This is a genomic window from Streptomyces sp. NPDC091387, from assembly GCF_044756945.1.
In the GTDB taxonomy this organism is placed as follows: domain Bacteria; phylum Actinomycetota; class Actinomycetes; order Streptomycetales; family Streptomycetaceae; genus Streptomyces.
Window position 1 is genome coordinate 316,915 of the sequence record NZ_JBIVTZ010000005.1, and the last position, 14,136, is coordinate 331,050.

At 71.5% G+C, this 14,136-nt stretch carries 14 protein-coding genes and 1 tRNA gene; 7 read left to right on the forward strand and 8 right to left on the reverse strand.

Going from position 1 to position 14,136, the window contains the following annotated elements; genetic code table 11:
* Window positions 1-27: 27 nt before the first annotated feature.
* Complete coding sequence (locus ACIQM0_RS13060; protein ID WP_363025265.1) at window positions 28-687, reverse strand: hypothetical protein; 660 nt, start codon at window positions 685-687, stop codon at window positions 28-30.
* 47 nt (window positions 688-734) lie between these two features.
* Between ACIQM0_RS13060 and ACIQM0_RS13065 the strand changes: the two genes are divergently transcribed.
* Window positions 735-923, forward strand: coding sequence for a DUF5703 family protein (locus ACIQM0_RS13065; RefSeq protein ID WP_250970632.1), 189 nt, complete (start codon window positions 735-737; stop codon window positions 921-923).
* 61 nt (window positions 924-984) lie between these two features.
* Here the strand turns inward: ACIQM0_RS13065 and ACIQM0_RS13070 are convergent, their stop codons facing one another.
* The 3 genes from ACIQM0_RS13070 to ACIQM0_RS13080 form a co-directional block, all read right to left on the reverse strand.
* Entirely contained in the window at window positions 985-1,782 is a 798-nt protein-coding gene (locus tag ACIQM0_RS13070) for a chaplin (RefSeq protein ID WP_401286011.1), read from the reverse strand.
* Window positions 1,783-1,920: 138 nt separating this feature from the next.
* Window positions 1,921-2,154, reverse strand: coding sequence for a chaplin (locus ACIQM0_RS13075; protein WP_363025269.1), 234 nt, complete (start codon window positions 2,152-2,154; stop codon window positions 1,921-1,923).
* Between the two features lie 142 nt (window positions 2,155-2,296).
* The gene (locus ACIQM0_RS13080; RefSeq protein WP_401286012.1) at window positions 2,297-3,631 is read right to left on the reverse strand and encodes a M20/M25/M40 family metallo-hydrolase; all 1,335 of its coding nucleotides are present in this window, start codon (window positions 3,629-3,631) and stop codon (window positions 2,297-2,299) included.
* A gap of 183 nt (window positions 3,632-3,814) precedes the next feature.
* Here ACIQM0_RS13080 and ACIQM0_RS13085 point away from each other — a divergent pair.
* Window positions 3,815-3,902, forward strand: a tRNA-Leu gene (locus tag ACIQM0_RS13085).
* Between the two features lie 67 nt (window positions 3,903-3,969).
* On the opposite strand, the gene ACIQM0_RS13090 is transcribed toward ACIQM0_RS13085, so the two are convergent.
* Window positions 3,970-5,088: an FAD-dependent oxidoreductase gene (locus tag ACIQM0_RS13090; RefSeq protein ID WP_401286013.1), complete on the reverse strand. Its 1,119-nt coding sequence runs from the start codon at window positions 5,086-5,088 to the stop codon at window positions 3,970-3,972.
* Between the two features lie 53 nt (window positions 5,089-5,141).
* Here ACIQM0_RS13090 and ACIQM0_RS13095 point away from each other — a divergent pair, with 53 nt between their 5' ends.
* Window positions 5,142-5,834: a TetR/AcrR family transcriptional regulator gene (locus ACIQM0_RS13095; RefSeq protein ID WP_401286014.1), complete on the forward strand. Its 693-nt coding sequence runs from the start codon at window positions 5,142-5,144 to the stop codon at window positions 5,832-5,834.
* A gap of 39 nt (window positions 5,835-5,873) precedes the next feature.
* On the opposite strand, the gene ACIQM0_RS13100 is transcribed toward ACIQM0_RS13095, so the two are convergent.
* Complete coding sequence (locus ACIQM0_RS13100; protein ID WP_401286015.1) at window positions 5,874-6,608, reverse strand: dienelactone hydrolase family protein; 735 nt, start codon at window positions 6,606-6,608, stop codon at window positions 5,874-5,876.
* 304 nt (window positions 6,609-6,912) lie between these two features.
* Here ACIQM0_RS13100 and ACIQM0_RS13105 point away from each other — a divergent pair, with 304 nt between their 5' ends.
* The 3 genes from ACIQM0_RS13105 (at window position 6,913) to ACIQM0_RS13115 (ending at window position 10,213) form a co-directional block, all read left to right on the forward strand.
* Entirely contained in the window at window positions 6,913-7,980 is a 1,068-nt protein-coding gene (locus tag ACIQM0_RS13105; protein WP_401286016.1) for a hypothetical protein, read from the forward strand.
* Window positions 7,977-9,182, forward strand: a complete 1,206-nt coding sequence (locus tag ACIQM0_RS13110) for a hypothetical protein (RefSeq protein ID WP_401286017.1) — start codon at window positions 7,977-7,979, stop codon at window positions 9,180-9,182. Before ACIQM0_RS13105 ends, ACIQM0_RS13110 begins: the two co-directional genes overlap by 4 nt.
* A 95-nt stretch (window positions 9,183-9,277) precedes the next feature.
* The gene (locus tag ACIQM0_RS13115) at window positions 9,278-10,213 is read left to right on the forward strand and encodes a pseudouridine synthase (RefSeq protein ID WP_401286018.1); all 936 of its coding nucleotides are present in this window, start codon (window positions 9,278-9,280) and stop codon (window positions 10,211-10,213) included.
* Between the two features lie 21 nt (window positions 10,214-10,234).
* Here the strand turns inward: ACIQM0_RS13115 and ACIQM0_RS13120 are convergent, their stop codons facing one another.
* Together ACIQM0_RS13120 and ACIQM0_RS13125 are read right to left on the reverse strand one after the other, a co-directional pair.
* Window positions 10,235-10,864, reverse strand: coding sequence for an MBL fold metallo-hydrolase (locus ACIQM0_RS13120; RefSeq protein ID WP_401286019.1), 630 nt, complete (start codon window positions 10,862-10,864; stop codon window positions 10,235-10,237).
* The gene (locus tag ACIQM0_RS13125; protein ID WP_401286020.1) at window positions 10,864-11,949 is read right to left on the reverse strand and encodes an S-(hydroxymethyl)mycothiol dehydrogenase; all 1,086 of its coding nucleotides are present in this window, start codon (window positions 11,947-11,949) and stop codon (window positions 10,864-10,866) included. Before ACIQM0_RS13125 ends, ACIQM0_RS13120 begins: the two co-directional genes overlap by 1 nt.
* Window positions 11,950-12,234: 285 nt before the next feature.
* Here ACIQM0_RS13125 and phsA point away from each other — a divergent pair, with 285 nt between their 5' ends.
* Window positions 12,235-14,115 carry an O-aminophenol oxidase PhsA gene (gene phsA / locus ACIQM0_RS13130; protein ID WP_401286138.1) on the forward strand — a complete coding sequence of 627 codons (1,881 nt, stop codon included), beginning with the start codon at window positions 12,235-12,237 and terminating at the stop codon, window positions 14,113-14,115.
* Window positions 14,116-14,136 lie beyond the last annotated feature (21 nt).

The following is a 14,136-nucleotide window of genomic DNA, read 5'->3' on the forward strand; positions in this document are numbered from 1 at the left end:
CCGCCCGGCCCTCCGGCACGGCACCGGTCAGGAGCTGTCCCTCGCCAGACCGTCCAGTTCCTCGTCCAGCTCGTCCTCGTCGAAGACGGCACTGGCGTCGAAACGGCAGATCACCAGCTGCGGGTCGGCGTCGTCGAAGGGCGCGCCCAGCCACTCCCCCGGCTCCGGCAGTTCGTCCGCCGCCGCGACCCAGAGGGTGGAGTCACCCTCCTCAAGGCCGAATTCCGTGTGCCGGGAGGCGATCTCGTCCGCCTCGTACTCCCCGAACACCACCCCCAGCGCCGCGTGGACGCTGCCGCCGACCACGGCCGCGGTCCCGCTGCCCCGGCTGTCCGGGTCCAGGTCCGCGAGCCGCTGCGCCTGGGCGAGCAGCCGCTGCGGCTCCACCACCGCGTAGTCGCGGCGGATCAGCACACTGAGTGCGTTCGGCTCCTCGGGACCGCTGTAGGGCGGCAGGGAGTCCTCCGCGCCCGGGATCTCGAAGGGGGTGACCTCGTCGTGGCGGTCGTAGAGGAGTTCGTCATAGACCTCCGCCGCAGCGGCCAGTGCGTTGAACGCGTCGTAAACAGCGGGGTCGTCGTCCCCGGACCGGCGTTCGACCGCGTCGAGGTGACGGTCGAGCGCGACCTTGACCGCATCGGCGGCGGCGCGTACCTCGGCAGCAGATGGCTGCGCAGCATCAGACATAGGGCAGACGCTATCCGTACAGGGGCTCTGCCCGCACAATAGATGCGATGCCGGAATACGAATTTGTCGACGTGTACGTGCCGCGCGGGGTGTCCCGGAAGGAGACGACCCGCCTGCTGACCGACCATGCGGAGTACGGGCACTGGGAGTTGGACCGGCTGTCGCTGCGTCGCGACGGCAGCCGCCGGGTCCGGCTGCGCCGGCGGATCATCCGCCAGCTGCGGGCCACCTGGTGAAACGGAGCGGGCCCCGCTGCCGCGGGGCCCGCTCCGTTCGCCGTTGCCTGCTGCCGGTTCGCTAGGCGGCCCTGCCGCGGCGGTAGAGCACCGTGCCCGCGCCTGCCAGCAGCAGACCCACGCTCGCCGGGATCAGCACGTCGAGGCCGCCCGATCCGGTGTGTGCGAGCTGCGGGGTGCCCGGGGGCATGCTCCGCGGCTCCGGCACGTTCGGGACGGTGCGCGGTCCGGGTGCCGGCGGTGCCTCGTGGGTGACCGGGGTCACCGGAGGCGGGGCCGGAACGTCGACCTGCGGCGTGCTCTCGTTCTCGCACGTGTTGCCGAAGCTGGGGTTCAGCAGCCCGATGATGTCGATGCTGTTCCCGCAGGCGTTCACGGGGATGTCGATGGGGACCTGGACCTGGTTGCCCGAGAGCAGACCGGGTGAGCCCTGTGCGTACCCCTCCGCCGTTGCCCCGCCCCCGTTGTCGGTACGGGCGGCCCGGTGCTTGCCGGTGCCCGTCCGCGCCCCCTGGCCGTGGTCGTCCGACGCGCGGCTGCCGGAGGTCCGGCTGTCCGGCGCGTGAGCGCCCGACGTACCCGCGGTCGATCCGGTCCGGCCCGCGGCCGCACCTCCCGAACCGTTTTTGCACGTGTTTCCCATGGCCGGGTTGAGCAGTCCGACGACGCTCACGGAGTTACCGCAGACGTTCACCGGAACCTCGACCGGGATCTGTACCGAATTCCCTGAAAGCACCCCCGGGGAATTCGATGCGCCGCCGGACGCTCCCGCGTCGGCGTGCGCGTAACCGCCACTGAGCGCGAGAACGCCGCCCGCAGCCGCCATGGTGATCAGGCCTTTACGCGTGACCTGTCGCATAGGTTGTTTCCTGCCTTCTACCTTCCGGAATACCCCCGGACTTGACCGTGCGGAGGCAAAGGACCCGGCGGCCCCGGAGCACATGGCGCGCGCTCCGGGGCCGACCGGGCTCAAACCCTTGCGGGTTGACGCACAACGTCAGGCGTTGACGCAGGTGTTGCCGAAGGACGGGTTCAGCAGACCGATGACGTTCACGGTGTTGCCGCACAGGTTCACGGGAACGTGAACCGGAACCTGGATGACGTTGCCCGAGAGCACGCCGGGGCTGCCGATAGCGGCACCCTGGGCGCCGGCGTCGGCGACGGCCATGCCGGCGCCCGCGAGCACCAGACCACCGGTGACAGCCGCAGCGGCGACGATCTTCTTGATCATTATTCCTCCTAGTTGGCAAATGCGGTCCCAGCCGCGGACCGCATCACCTGTAACGAGGAGAAAGCAATCGGGCTACGAGCAGGAAGCCCCTTTCACTCATTCCGGTCTGTACGCACACGCTGTCGATTAAGTCGGCGCGAGGTCAGCTGTTGTCGATGAAACGGTCAAGAACCCGCACGCCGAACTTCAGGCCGTCGACCGGCACCCGCTCGTCCACACCGTGGAACATGCCCGCGAAATCGAGCTCCGGGGGGAGCTTCAGCGGGGCGAATCCGAAGCAGCGGATCCCCAGGTCGTCGAAGGACTTGGCGTCCGTACCGCCCGAGAGCATGTACGGGACCGCGCGGGCGATCGGGTCCTCCGCCCTGAGCGCGATCTGCATCGCGTCCACCAGCGAACCGTCGAAATCGGTCTCCAGTGCCTTGTCGCCGTGCACGTCCTCGCGCTTGACGCGCGGGCCGAGGATCCGGTCGAGGTCGGCCAGGAACTCCTGCTCGTACCCCGGCAGGAAGCGGCCGTCGACATGGGCGGTGGCCTGCCCGGGGATCACGTTCACCTTGTAGCCCGCGCCCAGCATGGTGGGGGCGGCGGAGTTGCGCAGGGTGGCGCCGACCATTTTCGCGATGCCGCCCAGCTTGGCCAGCGTTGCGTCCATGTCCTCGGGGTCCAGCGGGGTGCCCAGCGCGTCGGACAGCTCGTCCAGGAAGGACCGCACCGTCTTGGTCACCCGCACCGGCCACTTGTGCCGGCCGAGCCGCCCGACCGCCTCGCACAGCTCGGTGATCGCGTTGTCGTCGTTGGTCATGGAACCGTGGCCGGCCGTGCCGTCCACGGTCAGCCGCATCCAGTGCATGCCCTTCTGGGCGGTCTCCACGAGGTAGAGCCGCAGGTTCTCGTTGACCGTGAACGAGAAGCCGCCGACCTCGCCGATCGCCTCGGTGACGCCCTCGAACAGGCCGGGGTGCTTGTCGACGAGATAGCGGGCCCCGTAGGTGCCGCCCGCCTCCTCGTCCGCGAGGAAGGCCAGCACGATGTCCCGCGGGGGCTTGCGGCCGCTGCGCATCCGCTCGCGCACGACCGCGAGGGTCATCGCGTCCATGTCCTTCATGTCGACCGCGCCGCGGCCCCACACGCAGCCGTCCGCGATCTCGCCCGAGAAGGGGTGGTGCGTCCAGTCGTCGGCGTTCGCCGGGACGACGTCGGTGTGGCCGTGGATCAGCAGGGCCGGCTTGGAGGAGTCCTCGCCCTCGATCCGTGCCACCGTGGAGGCACGGCCCTTGTGGGACTCGAAGATCTGCGGCTCCAGCCCGACCTCGGCGAGCTTCTCGGCCACGTACTCGGCGGCCAGCCGCTCGCCCGGCCCCGAATGGTCCCCGTAGTTGCTGGTGTCGATCCGGATCAGATCACGACAGAGGTCCACGACCTCGTTCTCGGCGCTCTCGCCCGAGCCGGTCCGGGCCGCTCTGGTCTCGCTCACGCTGGTTCCTTCCACTGTCGCTGCGGTGCTCCCCCTCATCCTCCCGCGCCCGGCCCGCACGCCCAAGGCCCCCCACCTCTCGTCATGCGCCCTTCACACCGACCCGCGCGTGATCGAGCACCTCCCAATGTTTGCTATGGTTTTCCACGTCGGAACGGGCACGGCCCGCGAGACAGACACCTGGTCCGGGTGGCGGAATGGCAGACGCGCTAGCTTGAGGTGCTAGTGCCCTTTATCGGGCGTGGGGGTTCAAGTCCCCCCTCGGACACCAGCAGGAACCCCACTTCATGTGGGGTTTTTCTGTTTCTCGGGCCGCGACGTGCTCGCGCGCCCGGCGGTCAGGACGGCTGGACCTCGTCGAAGACGGCGAGGGCCTCGGCGGGGTCCGGGCCCAAGAGGCGTTCCAGACCGGCCGCCGTCATCCCCGCCCACCTGCCGGCCCGTGCCCACATCTGCTCCTCGAAGGCGCGGACGGTCTCGTCCAGGTCTCCGGCGCAAGTGGCGATGGACTCGGCGAGTTCGGCGCCTTCCAGCATCGCGAGGTTCGCGCCCGCCCCCAGAGGGGGCATCAGATGGGCGGCGTCGCCCAGCAGCGTCACCCCGGAGACATGGGCCCAGGTATGGGACACGGGCAGGACGTAGAGGGGGCGGTGGACGAAGGCGGTGCCGCGGCGGAGGAGATCGAGGACGGGAGCGGCCCAGCCGTCGAACAGCGCCAGCAGGCTCGATCGCATGGCCTCGACGTCGGCCAGGTCCAGGTCCGCGTGCCAGTCCAGCGGCGCGCGGAACTGGGCGTACGCCTTGACGTGGCCGCCGCTGTTGCGCTGGGCGACGAGGGCCCGGTTCACGCCGAACACGGCCAGGGAGCCGTCGCCGACCAGCCGGGCGAGATCGGGGTGGCGGGTGTCGATGTCGTCCAGGGAGGTCTCGACATAGGTGACGCCGGTGTAGTGAGGTGTCGCCGACGAGAGCGCCGGGCGGACCCGGGACCAGGCACCGTCCGCGCCGACCACGAGGTCGAACGCCTCCTGCCGCCCGTCGGCGAAGCGGACCAGTGCGCCGTCCCGGGCCCCCGGCACCACCCGCGTCACGTCCCGGCCCCACTGGACGTCGAGGGGGCCGAGCAGCAGGTCGCGGAGTTGTCCGCGGTCGATCTCGGGATTGGCCCGGTCATCCGGGCGGGGCTGCCAGTCGCGCAGGACGGCTCCGTCCGTGTCCAGGATGCGCATGGCCTGCCCCTCGGGGCGGGACAGCTCCTGGAACTCCGCCAGCAGCCCCGCCTTGTCCAGCGCGAGCTGGCCCAGCCCTTCCTGCAGGTCCAGGGTGCCGCCCGGGGGACGGGCGTCGGGGGCTGGATCGCGTTCGAGGACGGTGACGGGGTAGCCATGGCGGTGCAGGACACGGGCGAAGGCAAGGCCGGCAGGGCCGCCGCCGACCACGGCGATTCGATGTCTCATGTCAATACACTGTATTGCCGCGATGCAATGCATCGCAAGCGTACGATGGGGCCATGACTGTGTGGGACCGGCCGGAGCCGCCGACGCGCCCCGTTCCGCTCGACCGGGAGCGGATCGTCGCCGCCGCCGTCACGCTGGCCGACGAGGGCGGGCTGGAGGCCGTGTCGGTGCGCAAGGTCGCCGCCCGGCTGAACGCCGGCCCGATGCGGCTGTACGGATACATCTCCACCAAGGAGGAGCTGTTCGACCTCATGCTGGACGAGGTCCAGGCGGAGATCCTCCCCGAGGAGCAGCCCGGTGACTGGCGGGAGGCGCTGCGCGTCCTCGCCCATCGCACCCGGCAGGCCGCTCTCCGTCATGAATGGCTGGCCGACCTGCTCGGCGGCCGCCCGGCCCTGGGACCGAACGGCCTCGCCGTGGGCGAGGCCACGCTGTCCGCCCTCGACGGCCTCGCCGACATCGACACCGTCATGCGCGCCGTGGAGACCGTCAGCGCCTACTTCAACGGTGCGATCAGGCGGGAGATCACGAACCTGCGGGCCGAGCGCGCCACGGGCCTGTCCAAGCACGACTGGCAGCGTGCCCGCGGCCCGCATCTGACGAGGATGCTGGCCACGGGCCGCTTCCCGGCGCTGTCCAAGGCCGTGTACGACGGCACCGACGTGGACGCCGAGGCATCCTTCGCGACCGGCCTGGACTGGGTCCTCGACGCCGTGGCCGCCAGGCTCGCCCTCCCACCGGCCTGACGGTCAGCTCACGGTGGCGGCCGGGTCCGCGCCGCCACCTCAGCCATGGGCCAGGGTGCGGTCCAGGAGGGGCAGCAGGCTGTCCCAGTGGCGCTGCAGCCCGGAGGCGCTGAACGCGTCGGTGTCGGCCATGGTGAAGCCGTGGACGGTGCCGGGGTAGATCTCGGAGGTGTGGCCGACACCCGCGGCGTCCAGGGACCGGTTGAGCTCGCGGAGCGCCTCGGGTGTCATGTCGCCCTCGGCGTGACCGAGGTACACCTCGGCGGTGAGCCCGGAGAAGAGGCCCGGACCGTCGGCGCCCACGGGGGCGTGGAATCCGGCGACGGCGGCCACCTGGCCCGGGTGGGCGGCAGCGGTGCGCATCGCCAGGAGTCCGCCGACGCAGTATCCGGTCACCGCGACCGGACCGGCACCGGCCTCGGGCCGGGTGGTGAGGAAGCGGAGGTAGGCGTCGGTGTCGCTCAGGACGCGTTCAGCGGTGTGCGCCTGGATCAGGGGCATCACCTGGGCCATGACCCGGGGCCGGTCCTCTTCCCCGATGTGCTCGGGGAGTTCGACCACCGGCACCGGACCGTGCCGGTGGAAGAGGTGGGGGACGAGCACGTAGTACCCGTGTCCGGCCAGTTCGAGGGCCATCTCCCGCAGCGCGGGCCGGATACCGAAGCCGTCCGCGTACATCAGCACCCCCGGGTGCCGCTCGCCGCGGTCGGGGAAGGCGGCGAAGGCCTCGGCCTGGCCGTCCGCGGTGGGAATCCGCAGCATCTTGCTGGGCATGGTTTCTCCTGTCGTGGTTGACGTCCAGATCTGTGGTCAACACGACAGGAGGTGGAGCCCGCGCGGCAGCGCCGGATCCTCGGTCGGACAGCGGGCCGATTCCGGCCCGTACAGCGCTCAGTGGAGCGCCGGGTAGCCAATCCGTGTGTGGCGCAAGGCCGTCCCGGTAGTCATCGCCGCGCAGCGTAGCCCGCCGGCCGAGGGCGGCGCCAGCAGCCGGCTCCAACCTCCCTGCACGTCCCGTCCGTTGACGCCGTAGCATCGGCTCCGCTGTGTCCGTCGCGGTTCGCAAGGGGGAAATGTCATGGTCAGCGGGGGAAGACGGCGGGTCACGGTCCTTGCCGGGGTGGTCACCGGGGCGGTGCTCGCGTCCGGCATCGGCCTTTGGGCCACCGACAGTTGGCCGTTCCGCGACACCTACTGCTGGGGGGCGTGGGAGCAGGACAGCGGCGCGTCGTTCCTCGGCGACGAGGCACTCGGCAAGTCAGGCTCCGAGCGGCGGGCCACCGAGTCCGCGCCGCCCTCGGCCGGTCGGCCGCACGGCAGCTGCACCCTGGCGGTGACCTCCGAGGTCGAGGACGACGACTCGGACCAGCCGCTCACCTTCAAGGAGCAGATCACCCTGGAGTACGGGCCGGTCCCCGCCGGCGCCAAGGAGCGACGGGCCTGGATAGCCCAGTACTTCCACGGCTCGGCCTCGCCGCTCCCGGACGGGCTCGACGGGCTGGTCGCCAGTGACCGGGCCATGCTGGTGCTGCCTCAGGAGTGCGACGCGGACGGCAGGCCGTCGGCCGTGACGATCCGGAGCGACAGCTCGGGCGACGGCCATCTCGGCAAGGTGGCCATGCCGTTCGCGATCGGCAGCACCGCCGATGTCGGCCGGATGCTGCTCGACGCCGCCAACACCACGATGGAGAAGGCCGGTTGCGCACCGGGCGAGCCGCTGCACACGACCTCGCCCATCGTGACGGTGGCCGAGGACGACGAGCGGGCGGAGAGTCCGCTGTGCCGGATACCCGGCATGACCTTCGACTTCGGCGAGGGTTCGCGCTACCAGCAGCAGGTGGGCACGGTCACCGACCGGCTCCAGACGTGTTCGGTGGCGTGGCGGACCGCACGCGCACCCGACGAGCCGTCGGCGCAGTATGTGATGGCGCGCCGGCCGCGCATGGTCGCGCTGTTCGACGGCCTTCCCGCCGGCTCCGCGCACGGCTTGCTGCGCACGACCTGCGGTGGCCGTCCGACGGTGTTCTACGGAAACGTCGAGACCGGCCTGAAGGGCCGGGGCAGACCCGACGACCGGCGGGTGTTCGACCGCTTCGCGGAGTCCGTGGGCCAGCGCATCGGGTGCGGGGACGGTGAGGACGCGTGAGCGAGGACAAGTACCCCGAGAACGCCGGTCCCTCCGGAACCGGATCCACCACTCCCGAAGGCGCCGGGCCGGACAAGGACGAGCCCACCGTTCCGGCGGGCGACCGCCCCTCCTTCGTGCGCCGCCTGCTGCGGAGCCGTACGGCCCGTGCCGTCACCGCCGCCGGTCTGGTCGGCGCGCTGCTCGGCGCCGGTGCGGTCGCCTGGCGCACCGACACCCTTCCGTTCCTCGGGCCCGCGCCCTGCTGGGACTCGCTCGGCGACGCCACCGTGTCGGAGCTCTTCGGTGACCGCAGGACCGAGGTCGCCGAACAGCCGCTGCAGAGCAGCCGGCAGGGTGACGGGCTGTCGTACGGACAGTGCCGCATCACCAGTTTCAGGAACGACCGGGTCATGCGCCAGGTGACCGTCGACGTGCACCAGCTGGACGGCCTGCGAGGGACCGACGGTAGGCAGTGGCCGCAGGAGTTCCTGGCGGCCGGCATGGTGTCGCTGGGCGAGGGCCTCCCCGGTATGGCGTCCGCGTCGCGCGGCTGGCTGGCGCTGCCCCAGGGCTGCACGGGGCGCGGCGAGTTCTCCGGACCCACCGTGGTGGACGTCAGCATGGGCATGGCGGGCCTGGACGTCACCTCGGAGCTCGCGCGGGAGGACCGCGTCGCCCTCACCGACACCCTGGTGGAGGCGGCCAACGGGGTCATCCGGTCCTTCGGCTGCTCGGGCGGCTACCGGTCACCGCGGACCCTGCCGGCTGTCGTGACCTGGCAGGACACCGACGTGGCCGCGCTCTGCGGCACCAAGGGGCTCGCCCTGCCGGCGGCGTACCGCAAGGAGTTGTCGCGCACCCGGGTCGGTGGTGGCGGCAACGGCCCGGCCCGGGTCTGCGAGGTCGGTGGCGGCTCCCGCGAACCGGTGCTGCGGATGACGACGGTGGTGGACCCGGCGCTGGCCGAGATCTTCTCCTGGGACGCGCTGCGCTCCGGCGTTCCCTTCAAGGGCACCAAGGGCTACGGGAGGCTGGCCGGGAACCGGGCGGTGTACCGGGCGTCCTGTCAGACCGGTCACGTGGTGTTCGTGGTGGAGCAGCTGACGCAGACGGACAAGGGCGAGTTCGGGCTCACCGGTGATCTGCTGCCCGGCTATGTCGCGGCGGAGGCAGAGCGCATCGGCTGCGGCACCGAGAAGGTGCCCCTCCCGCGCGCCTGACGGGTCCGGCGCGCGGGGCGCCGTTCCTGTGGAAGGATTCTCCGCACCATGAGAACCAGCACCCCGGGGCCGGGCGGAACAGCGGGCGGGCTCCGGTGAGGGGCCGCGCGAAGCCTCCCCCGTCGCCGCTGCCGCAGCGTGACGGGATCGATCCGGTCCGGGTGCGGCTCCCGGAGGATCCCGACGGGCAGTGGCCCACGGTCCGTGATCATCTGCTGGCGCGGTTCGGCGAGGCGATCGGGGCGGAGCAGGTCGACTCCATGCTCGCGGGCGGCCTGTTCGTCTCGGTCCGGGGCGCGGTGACGGGCCGGGAGCCGTACGGGGCGGGCCGGTACCTCTGGTTCCACCGGGACTTCGCGCCGGAGGAGCCGGTGCCGTTCCCGGTCGGTGTCGTGTACCGGGACGAGCACCTGGTCGTCGCGGACAAGCCGCACTTCCTGGCGACGACACCGCGCGGCCGGCACATCACGGAGACGGCCGTGGCCCGGCTCCGCCGCGAGCTGGGCGCTCCCCTGCTGCAGCCGGCGCACCGGCTGGACCGGCTGACGGCGGGACTGGTGCTGTTCGTCGTCCGGCCCGAGGAGCGGGGCGCGTACCAGACGCTGTTCCGGGACCGCCTGGTGCGCAAGGAGTACGAGGCGGTGGCGCCGTACGAGCCGCGGCTGGTCCTCCCGCGCACGGTGCGCAGCCGCATCGTGAAGGAGCGCGGGGTGATCGCCGCCCGGGAGGAGCCGGGCGAGCCGAACAGCGAGAGCCGGATCGAGCTGCTGGCGCACCGGGAGGGGCTCGGGCGCTACCGGCTGCTGCCCGCCACCGGGCGGACGCATCAGCTGCGGGTCCATATGAACAGCCTGGGTCTGCCGCTCGTCCATGACCCGGTCTATCCGGTGGTCGAGGCGGAGGGTGCGCCCGACGACTGGTCGCGCCCGCTCCAACTGCTGGCACGGGTGCTGGAGTTCACCGATCCGGTCACGGGAGGGCCGCGCCGCTTCGAGAGCGGGCTGCGGCTCTCCGCGTGGCCGGAGGGGTGAGCGCCGGCACCCGTGCCGTCGTCAGTGGCCGCGGGCGATCCATTCGTCCAGGTGCGGGGCCTCCGCGCCGATGGTCGTGGAGCCGCCGTGCCCGGTGCGGACGGCGGTGGCCGGGTCCAGGGCGAGCAGCCGGTCCCTGATCGACGCGACGATCGTCGGGAAGTGGGAGAACGACCGGCCGGTGGCGCCGGGCCCGCCCTGGAAGAGCGTGTCACCGGTGAAGACGGTGGACAGCTCGGGGGCGTACAGGCAGACGGCGCCGGGCGCGTGGCCGGGGGTGTGCAGGACGGTGAGGCTCGTCCCGGCGACGCTCAGCTCCTGGCCGTCGGCCAGTTCGCCGTCGGGGGCCCGGTCCGGGTGGGTCTGCTTCCACAGCGGCAGGTCGTCGGGGTGCAGCAGGATCGGCGCGCCGGTGGCGTCGGCGAGCGCGGGTGCCGCGTCGATGTGGTCGTTGTGCGCGTGGGTGCAGATGATGGCGCGCAGCGTGCGGCCGCCGAGTGCGGCCTCGATGGCGGCGGCGTCGTGGGCGGCGTCGATGACGACCGCCTCGGTGTCGTCCCCGACGATCCACACGTTGTTGTCGACGTCCCATTCGCCGCCGTCGAGGGCGAAGGTGCCGGAGGTGACGAGGTGGTCGATGCGGGCCGTCATCAGAACACCACCACCGAGCGCAGGACGTCGCCGTCGTGCATCCGGGCGAAGGCCTGCTCGATGTCGCCGAGTCCGATGGTCTCGGTGACGAACGCGCCGAGGTCGATCCGGCCCTGCTGGTGCAGGTCGATGAGCATCGGGAAGTCGCGCGAGGGCAGGCAGTCGCCGTACCAGGAGGACTTGAGCGAGCCGCCGCGGCCGAAGACGTCCAGGAGCGGGAGCTCGATCTGCATCTCCGGGGTGGGGACGCCGACCAGGACGACGGTGCCGGCGAGGTCGCGGGCGTAGAACGCCTGCTTGTACGTCTCCGGGCGGCCGACCGCCTCGATGACGACGTCGGCGCCGTTGCCGCCGGTGAGCGCGCGGATGGCCTCGACCGGTTCCTGGGTGCGGGAGTTGACGGTGTGCGTGGCACCCATCTTCTTCGCCGTCTCCAGCTTGCGGTCGTCGATGTCCACGGCGATGATCTTCGCCGCTCCGGCCAGCCGGGCGCCGACGACCGCCGCGTCACCGACACCACCGCAGCCGATGACGGCGACCGAGTCGCCGCGGCCGACCTCGCCGGTGTTGATGGCGGCGCCGATGCCCGCCATCACGCCGCAGCCGAGGAGTCCGGCGACGGCCGGGGCGACCTCGGGGTCGACCTTGGTGCACTGGCCGGAGGCGACCAGGGTCTTCTCGGCGAAGGCGCCGATGCCGAGTGCGGGCGACAGCTCCGTGCCGTCCAGCAGGGTCATCTTCTGCTTGGCGTTGTGGGTGTCGAAGCAGTACCAGGGGCGGCCGCGCAGACAGGCACGGCACTGTCCGCACACCGCGCGCCAGTTGAGGACGACGAAGTCGCCCGGTGCCACGTCCGTGACGCCCTCGCCGACGGACTCCACGACGCCCGCGGCCTCGTGGCCGAGGAGGAAGGGGAACTCGTCGTTGATGCCGCCCTGCTTGTAGTGCAGGTCGGTGTGGCACACGCCGCACGCCTGGATCTTCACCACGGCCTCACCGGGGCCGGGGTCCGGGATGACAATCGTCTCGACCCGTACCGGCTCGTTCTTTCCCGGTGCGATGACCCCTTGTACCTGCTGCGCCATTCCCGTGGTCTCCCTTTCCCGACTTTTACTGAGATCGATCACGAACAACCGTACGCGGTGCGAGCGTGTCACGGCGGCGCGCCGCGTTGGCGCGAACCGGGTGGCCTTCCCCGGCGCGAACGCACCGGTTTCGGACAGAGGGTACGTAGCGCTGAACTGTGCCCGGTTCCGGGACGTCCTTTCCGGTGCAGAGGGAGCCCGGAGCCGGTACCTGCGGGGGCAGGGGCCCGGGTTCCGAAGCTGACGGATCACGGGGGAAGTACCTTGACCGAGACTGCCGTACGTATGGGCGTACACACGGAGAAGATCAGCGGGGAACACGAGGACATCGGGGCGCGGGTCGGCGGACTCGTCCCCTACACGGACGCGTTGACCGTACCGCCGGTGCTGCGTCCGCACAGCGGGAACGTGCTCACGGAGACGGAGATCGCGCTCACCCCGGCCTGGGTGCGGCTGCACGCGCAGCTGCCGCCGACCCTGATGTGGGGCTACAACGGCACGGTGCCCGGTCCGACGATCGAGGTGCGGCGCGGGCAGCGGATCAGGATCGCCTGGACCAACCGCATCCCGGAGGGGAGCGAGTACCCGGTCACCGCCGTGGAGGTGGGCCCGGTGAAGCCGGGTGAGCCGGCGCCGCACAACCGTCCCGGCCGGGACGGCGTCGAGCCGGACGCGGACGTCGCGGCGCTGCCCGCGTGGACGGTGACGCATCTGCACGGCGCGCAGACGGGCGGCGGCAACGACGGCTGGGCGGACAACGCGGTCGGCCACGGCGACGCGCAGCTCTCCGAGTATCCGAACGATCATCAGGCCGCCCAGTGGTGGTACCACGACCACGCCATGAACATCACCCGGTGGAACGTGTACGCCGGACTCGTCGGCACCTATCTGATCAGGGACGACGAGGAGGACGCGCTCGGTCTGCCCTCGGGCGACCGGGAGCTGCCGCTGATCCTCACGGACCGCAATCTGGACACCGACGAGGACGGCCGGCTCAACGGGCGGCTGCTGCACAAGACGACCACGGTCGTGGAGGCCGACCCGGAGACCGGGAAGCCGGTCTCGCTGCCGTTCCTGGGCCCGTACACCACGGTCAACGGCCGCATCTGGCCGTACCTGGACGTGGACGACGCCTGGTACCGCTTCCGGCTCGTCAACGCCTCCAACGCGCGGATCTACGATCTGGTGCTGGTCGACGACGAGAACAACCCGGTCCCCGGCGTCATCCGGCAGATCGGCAGCGACGGCGGGCTGCTGCCGCGGCCGGTGCCGGTCGATTTCGACGAGGTGCTGCCGACGCTGAGGATCGGCCCGGCCGAGCGGATGGACCTGCTGATCGACTTCTCGTCGCTGGCGGGCCGCCGGGTCCGCCTGGTCAACAAGGGGAAGCTCGCCCCCGGCGTGCCGGACCCGGCGGCGGACGTGCCGTTCCCGCAGGTGATGGAGTTCCGGGTGCGGGAGACGGGGCGCCGGGACGGCTTCGAGCTGCCCGAGGTGCTGTCCGGTTCCTTCCGGCGGTACGAGCACGGCCAGGTGGAGCACGGGCACCGGCTCGTCGTACTGACCGCGCCCGGCACGCTCGGGGGCGGCGGCCACCCGGAGATCTGGGAGATGACGGAGGTCGAGGACGCCGCCGGAGTGGCGGTGCCGTCGGACGGCGTGATCCAGGTGCGGGGCGAGGACGGCGCCGTGCGCACGTACCGCAGGACCGCGCGGACCTTCAACGACGGTCTCGGGTTCACGGTCGGCGAGAGCACGTACGAGCAGTGGTCGTTCCTCAACCTGGGTGTGCCGACGCATCCGATGCACATCCATCTGGCGGACTTCCAGGTGATGGGCCGGGAGGCGTACACCCTGGACGGCTTCGACCCGGCGGTCGGCGGGACCCGTTCCCCGGTCGAGTTCGACCACGGCACCGCGGTCCCGACGCCGCCGAACGAGCGGGGGTGGAAGGACGTCTTCCTGGTCCCCCAGGGGCAGCTGGTGAAGGTGCTCGGCCTGTTCGACGGGGCGTACGGACGGTTCATGTACCACTGCCATCTGCTGGAGCACGAGGACATGGGCATGATGCGGCCGTTCGTCGTGATGCCGCCACAGGCCATGAAGTTCGACCACGGCGCCGGGCACGGCGGTGGCCACGGCGGCCATGAGGGGCACACCGGCTGATCCTGCCGGAGGTACGGCGTC

What these genes read in the sequence shown, in the direction of transcription:
- ACIQM0_RS13070 (WP_401286011.1), bottom strand. Translation starts at nt 1,782, where the DNA reads ATGCGACAGGTCACGCGTAAAGGCCTGATCACCATGGCGGCTGCGGGC.
- ACIQM0_RS13090 (WP_401286013.1), bottom strand. Translation starts at nt 5,088, where the DNA reads ATGAGACATCGAATCGCCGTGGTCGGCGGCGGCCCTGCCGGCCTTGCC.
- ACIQM0_RS13060 (WP_363025265.1), bottom strand. Translation starts at nt 687, where the DNA reads ATGTCTGATGCTGCGCAGCCATCTGCTGCCGAGGTACGCGCCGCCGCC.
- ACIQM0_RS13075 (WP_363025269.1), bottom strand. Translation starts at nt 2,154, where the DNA reads ATGATCAAGAAGATCGTCGCCGCTGCGGCTGTCACCGGTGGTCTGGTG.
- ACIQM0_RS13100 (WP_401286015.1), bottom strand. Translation starts at nt 6,608, where the DNA reads ATGCCCAGCAAGATGCTGCGGATTCCCACCGCGGACGGCCAGGCCGAG.
- ACIQM0_RS13065 (WP_250970632.1), top strand. Translation starts at nt 735, where the DNA reads ATGCCGGAATACGAATTTGTCGACGTGTACGTGCCGCGCGGGGTGTCC.
- ACIQM0_RS13125 (WP_401286020.1), bottom strand. Translation starts at nt 11,949, where the DNA reads ATGGCGCAGCAGGTACAAGGGGTCATCGCACCGGGAAAGAACGAGCCG.
- ACIQM0_RS13105 (WP_401286016.1), top strand. Translation starts at nt 6,913, where the DNA reads ATGGTCAGCGGGGGAAGACGGCGGGTCACGGTCCTTGCCGGGGTGGTC.
- ACIQM0_RS13095 (WP_401286014.1), top strand. Translation starts at nt 5,142, where the DNA reads ATGACTGTGTGGGACCGGCCGGAGCCGCCGACGCGCCCCGTTCCGCTC.
- ACIQM0_RS13120 (WP_401286019.1), bottom strand. Translation starts at nt 10,864, where the DNA reads ATGACGGCCCGCATCGACCACCTCGTCACCTCCGGCACCTTCGCCCTC.
- phsA (WP_401286138.1), top strand. Translation starts at nt 12,235, where the DNA reads ATGGGCGTACACACGGAGAAGATCAGCGGGGAACACGAGGACATCGGG.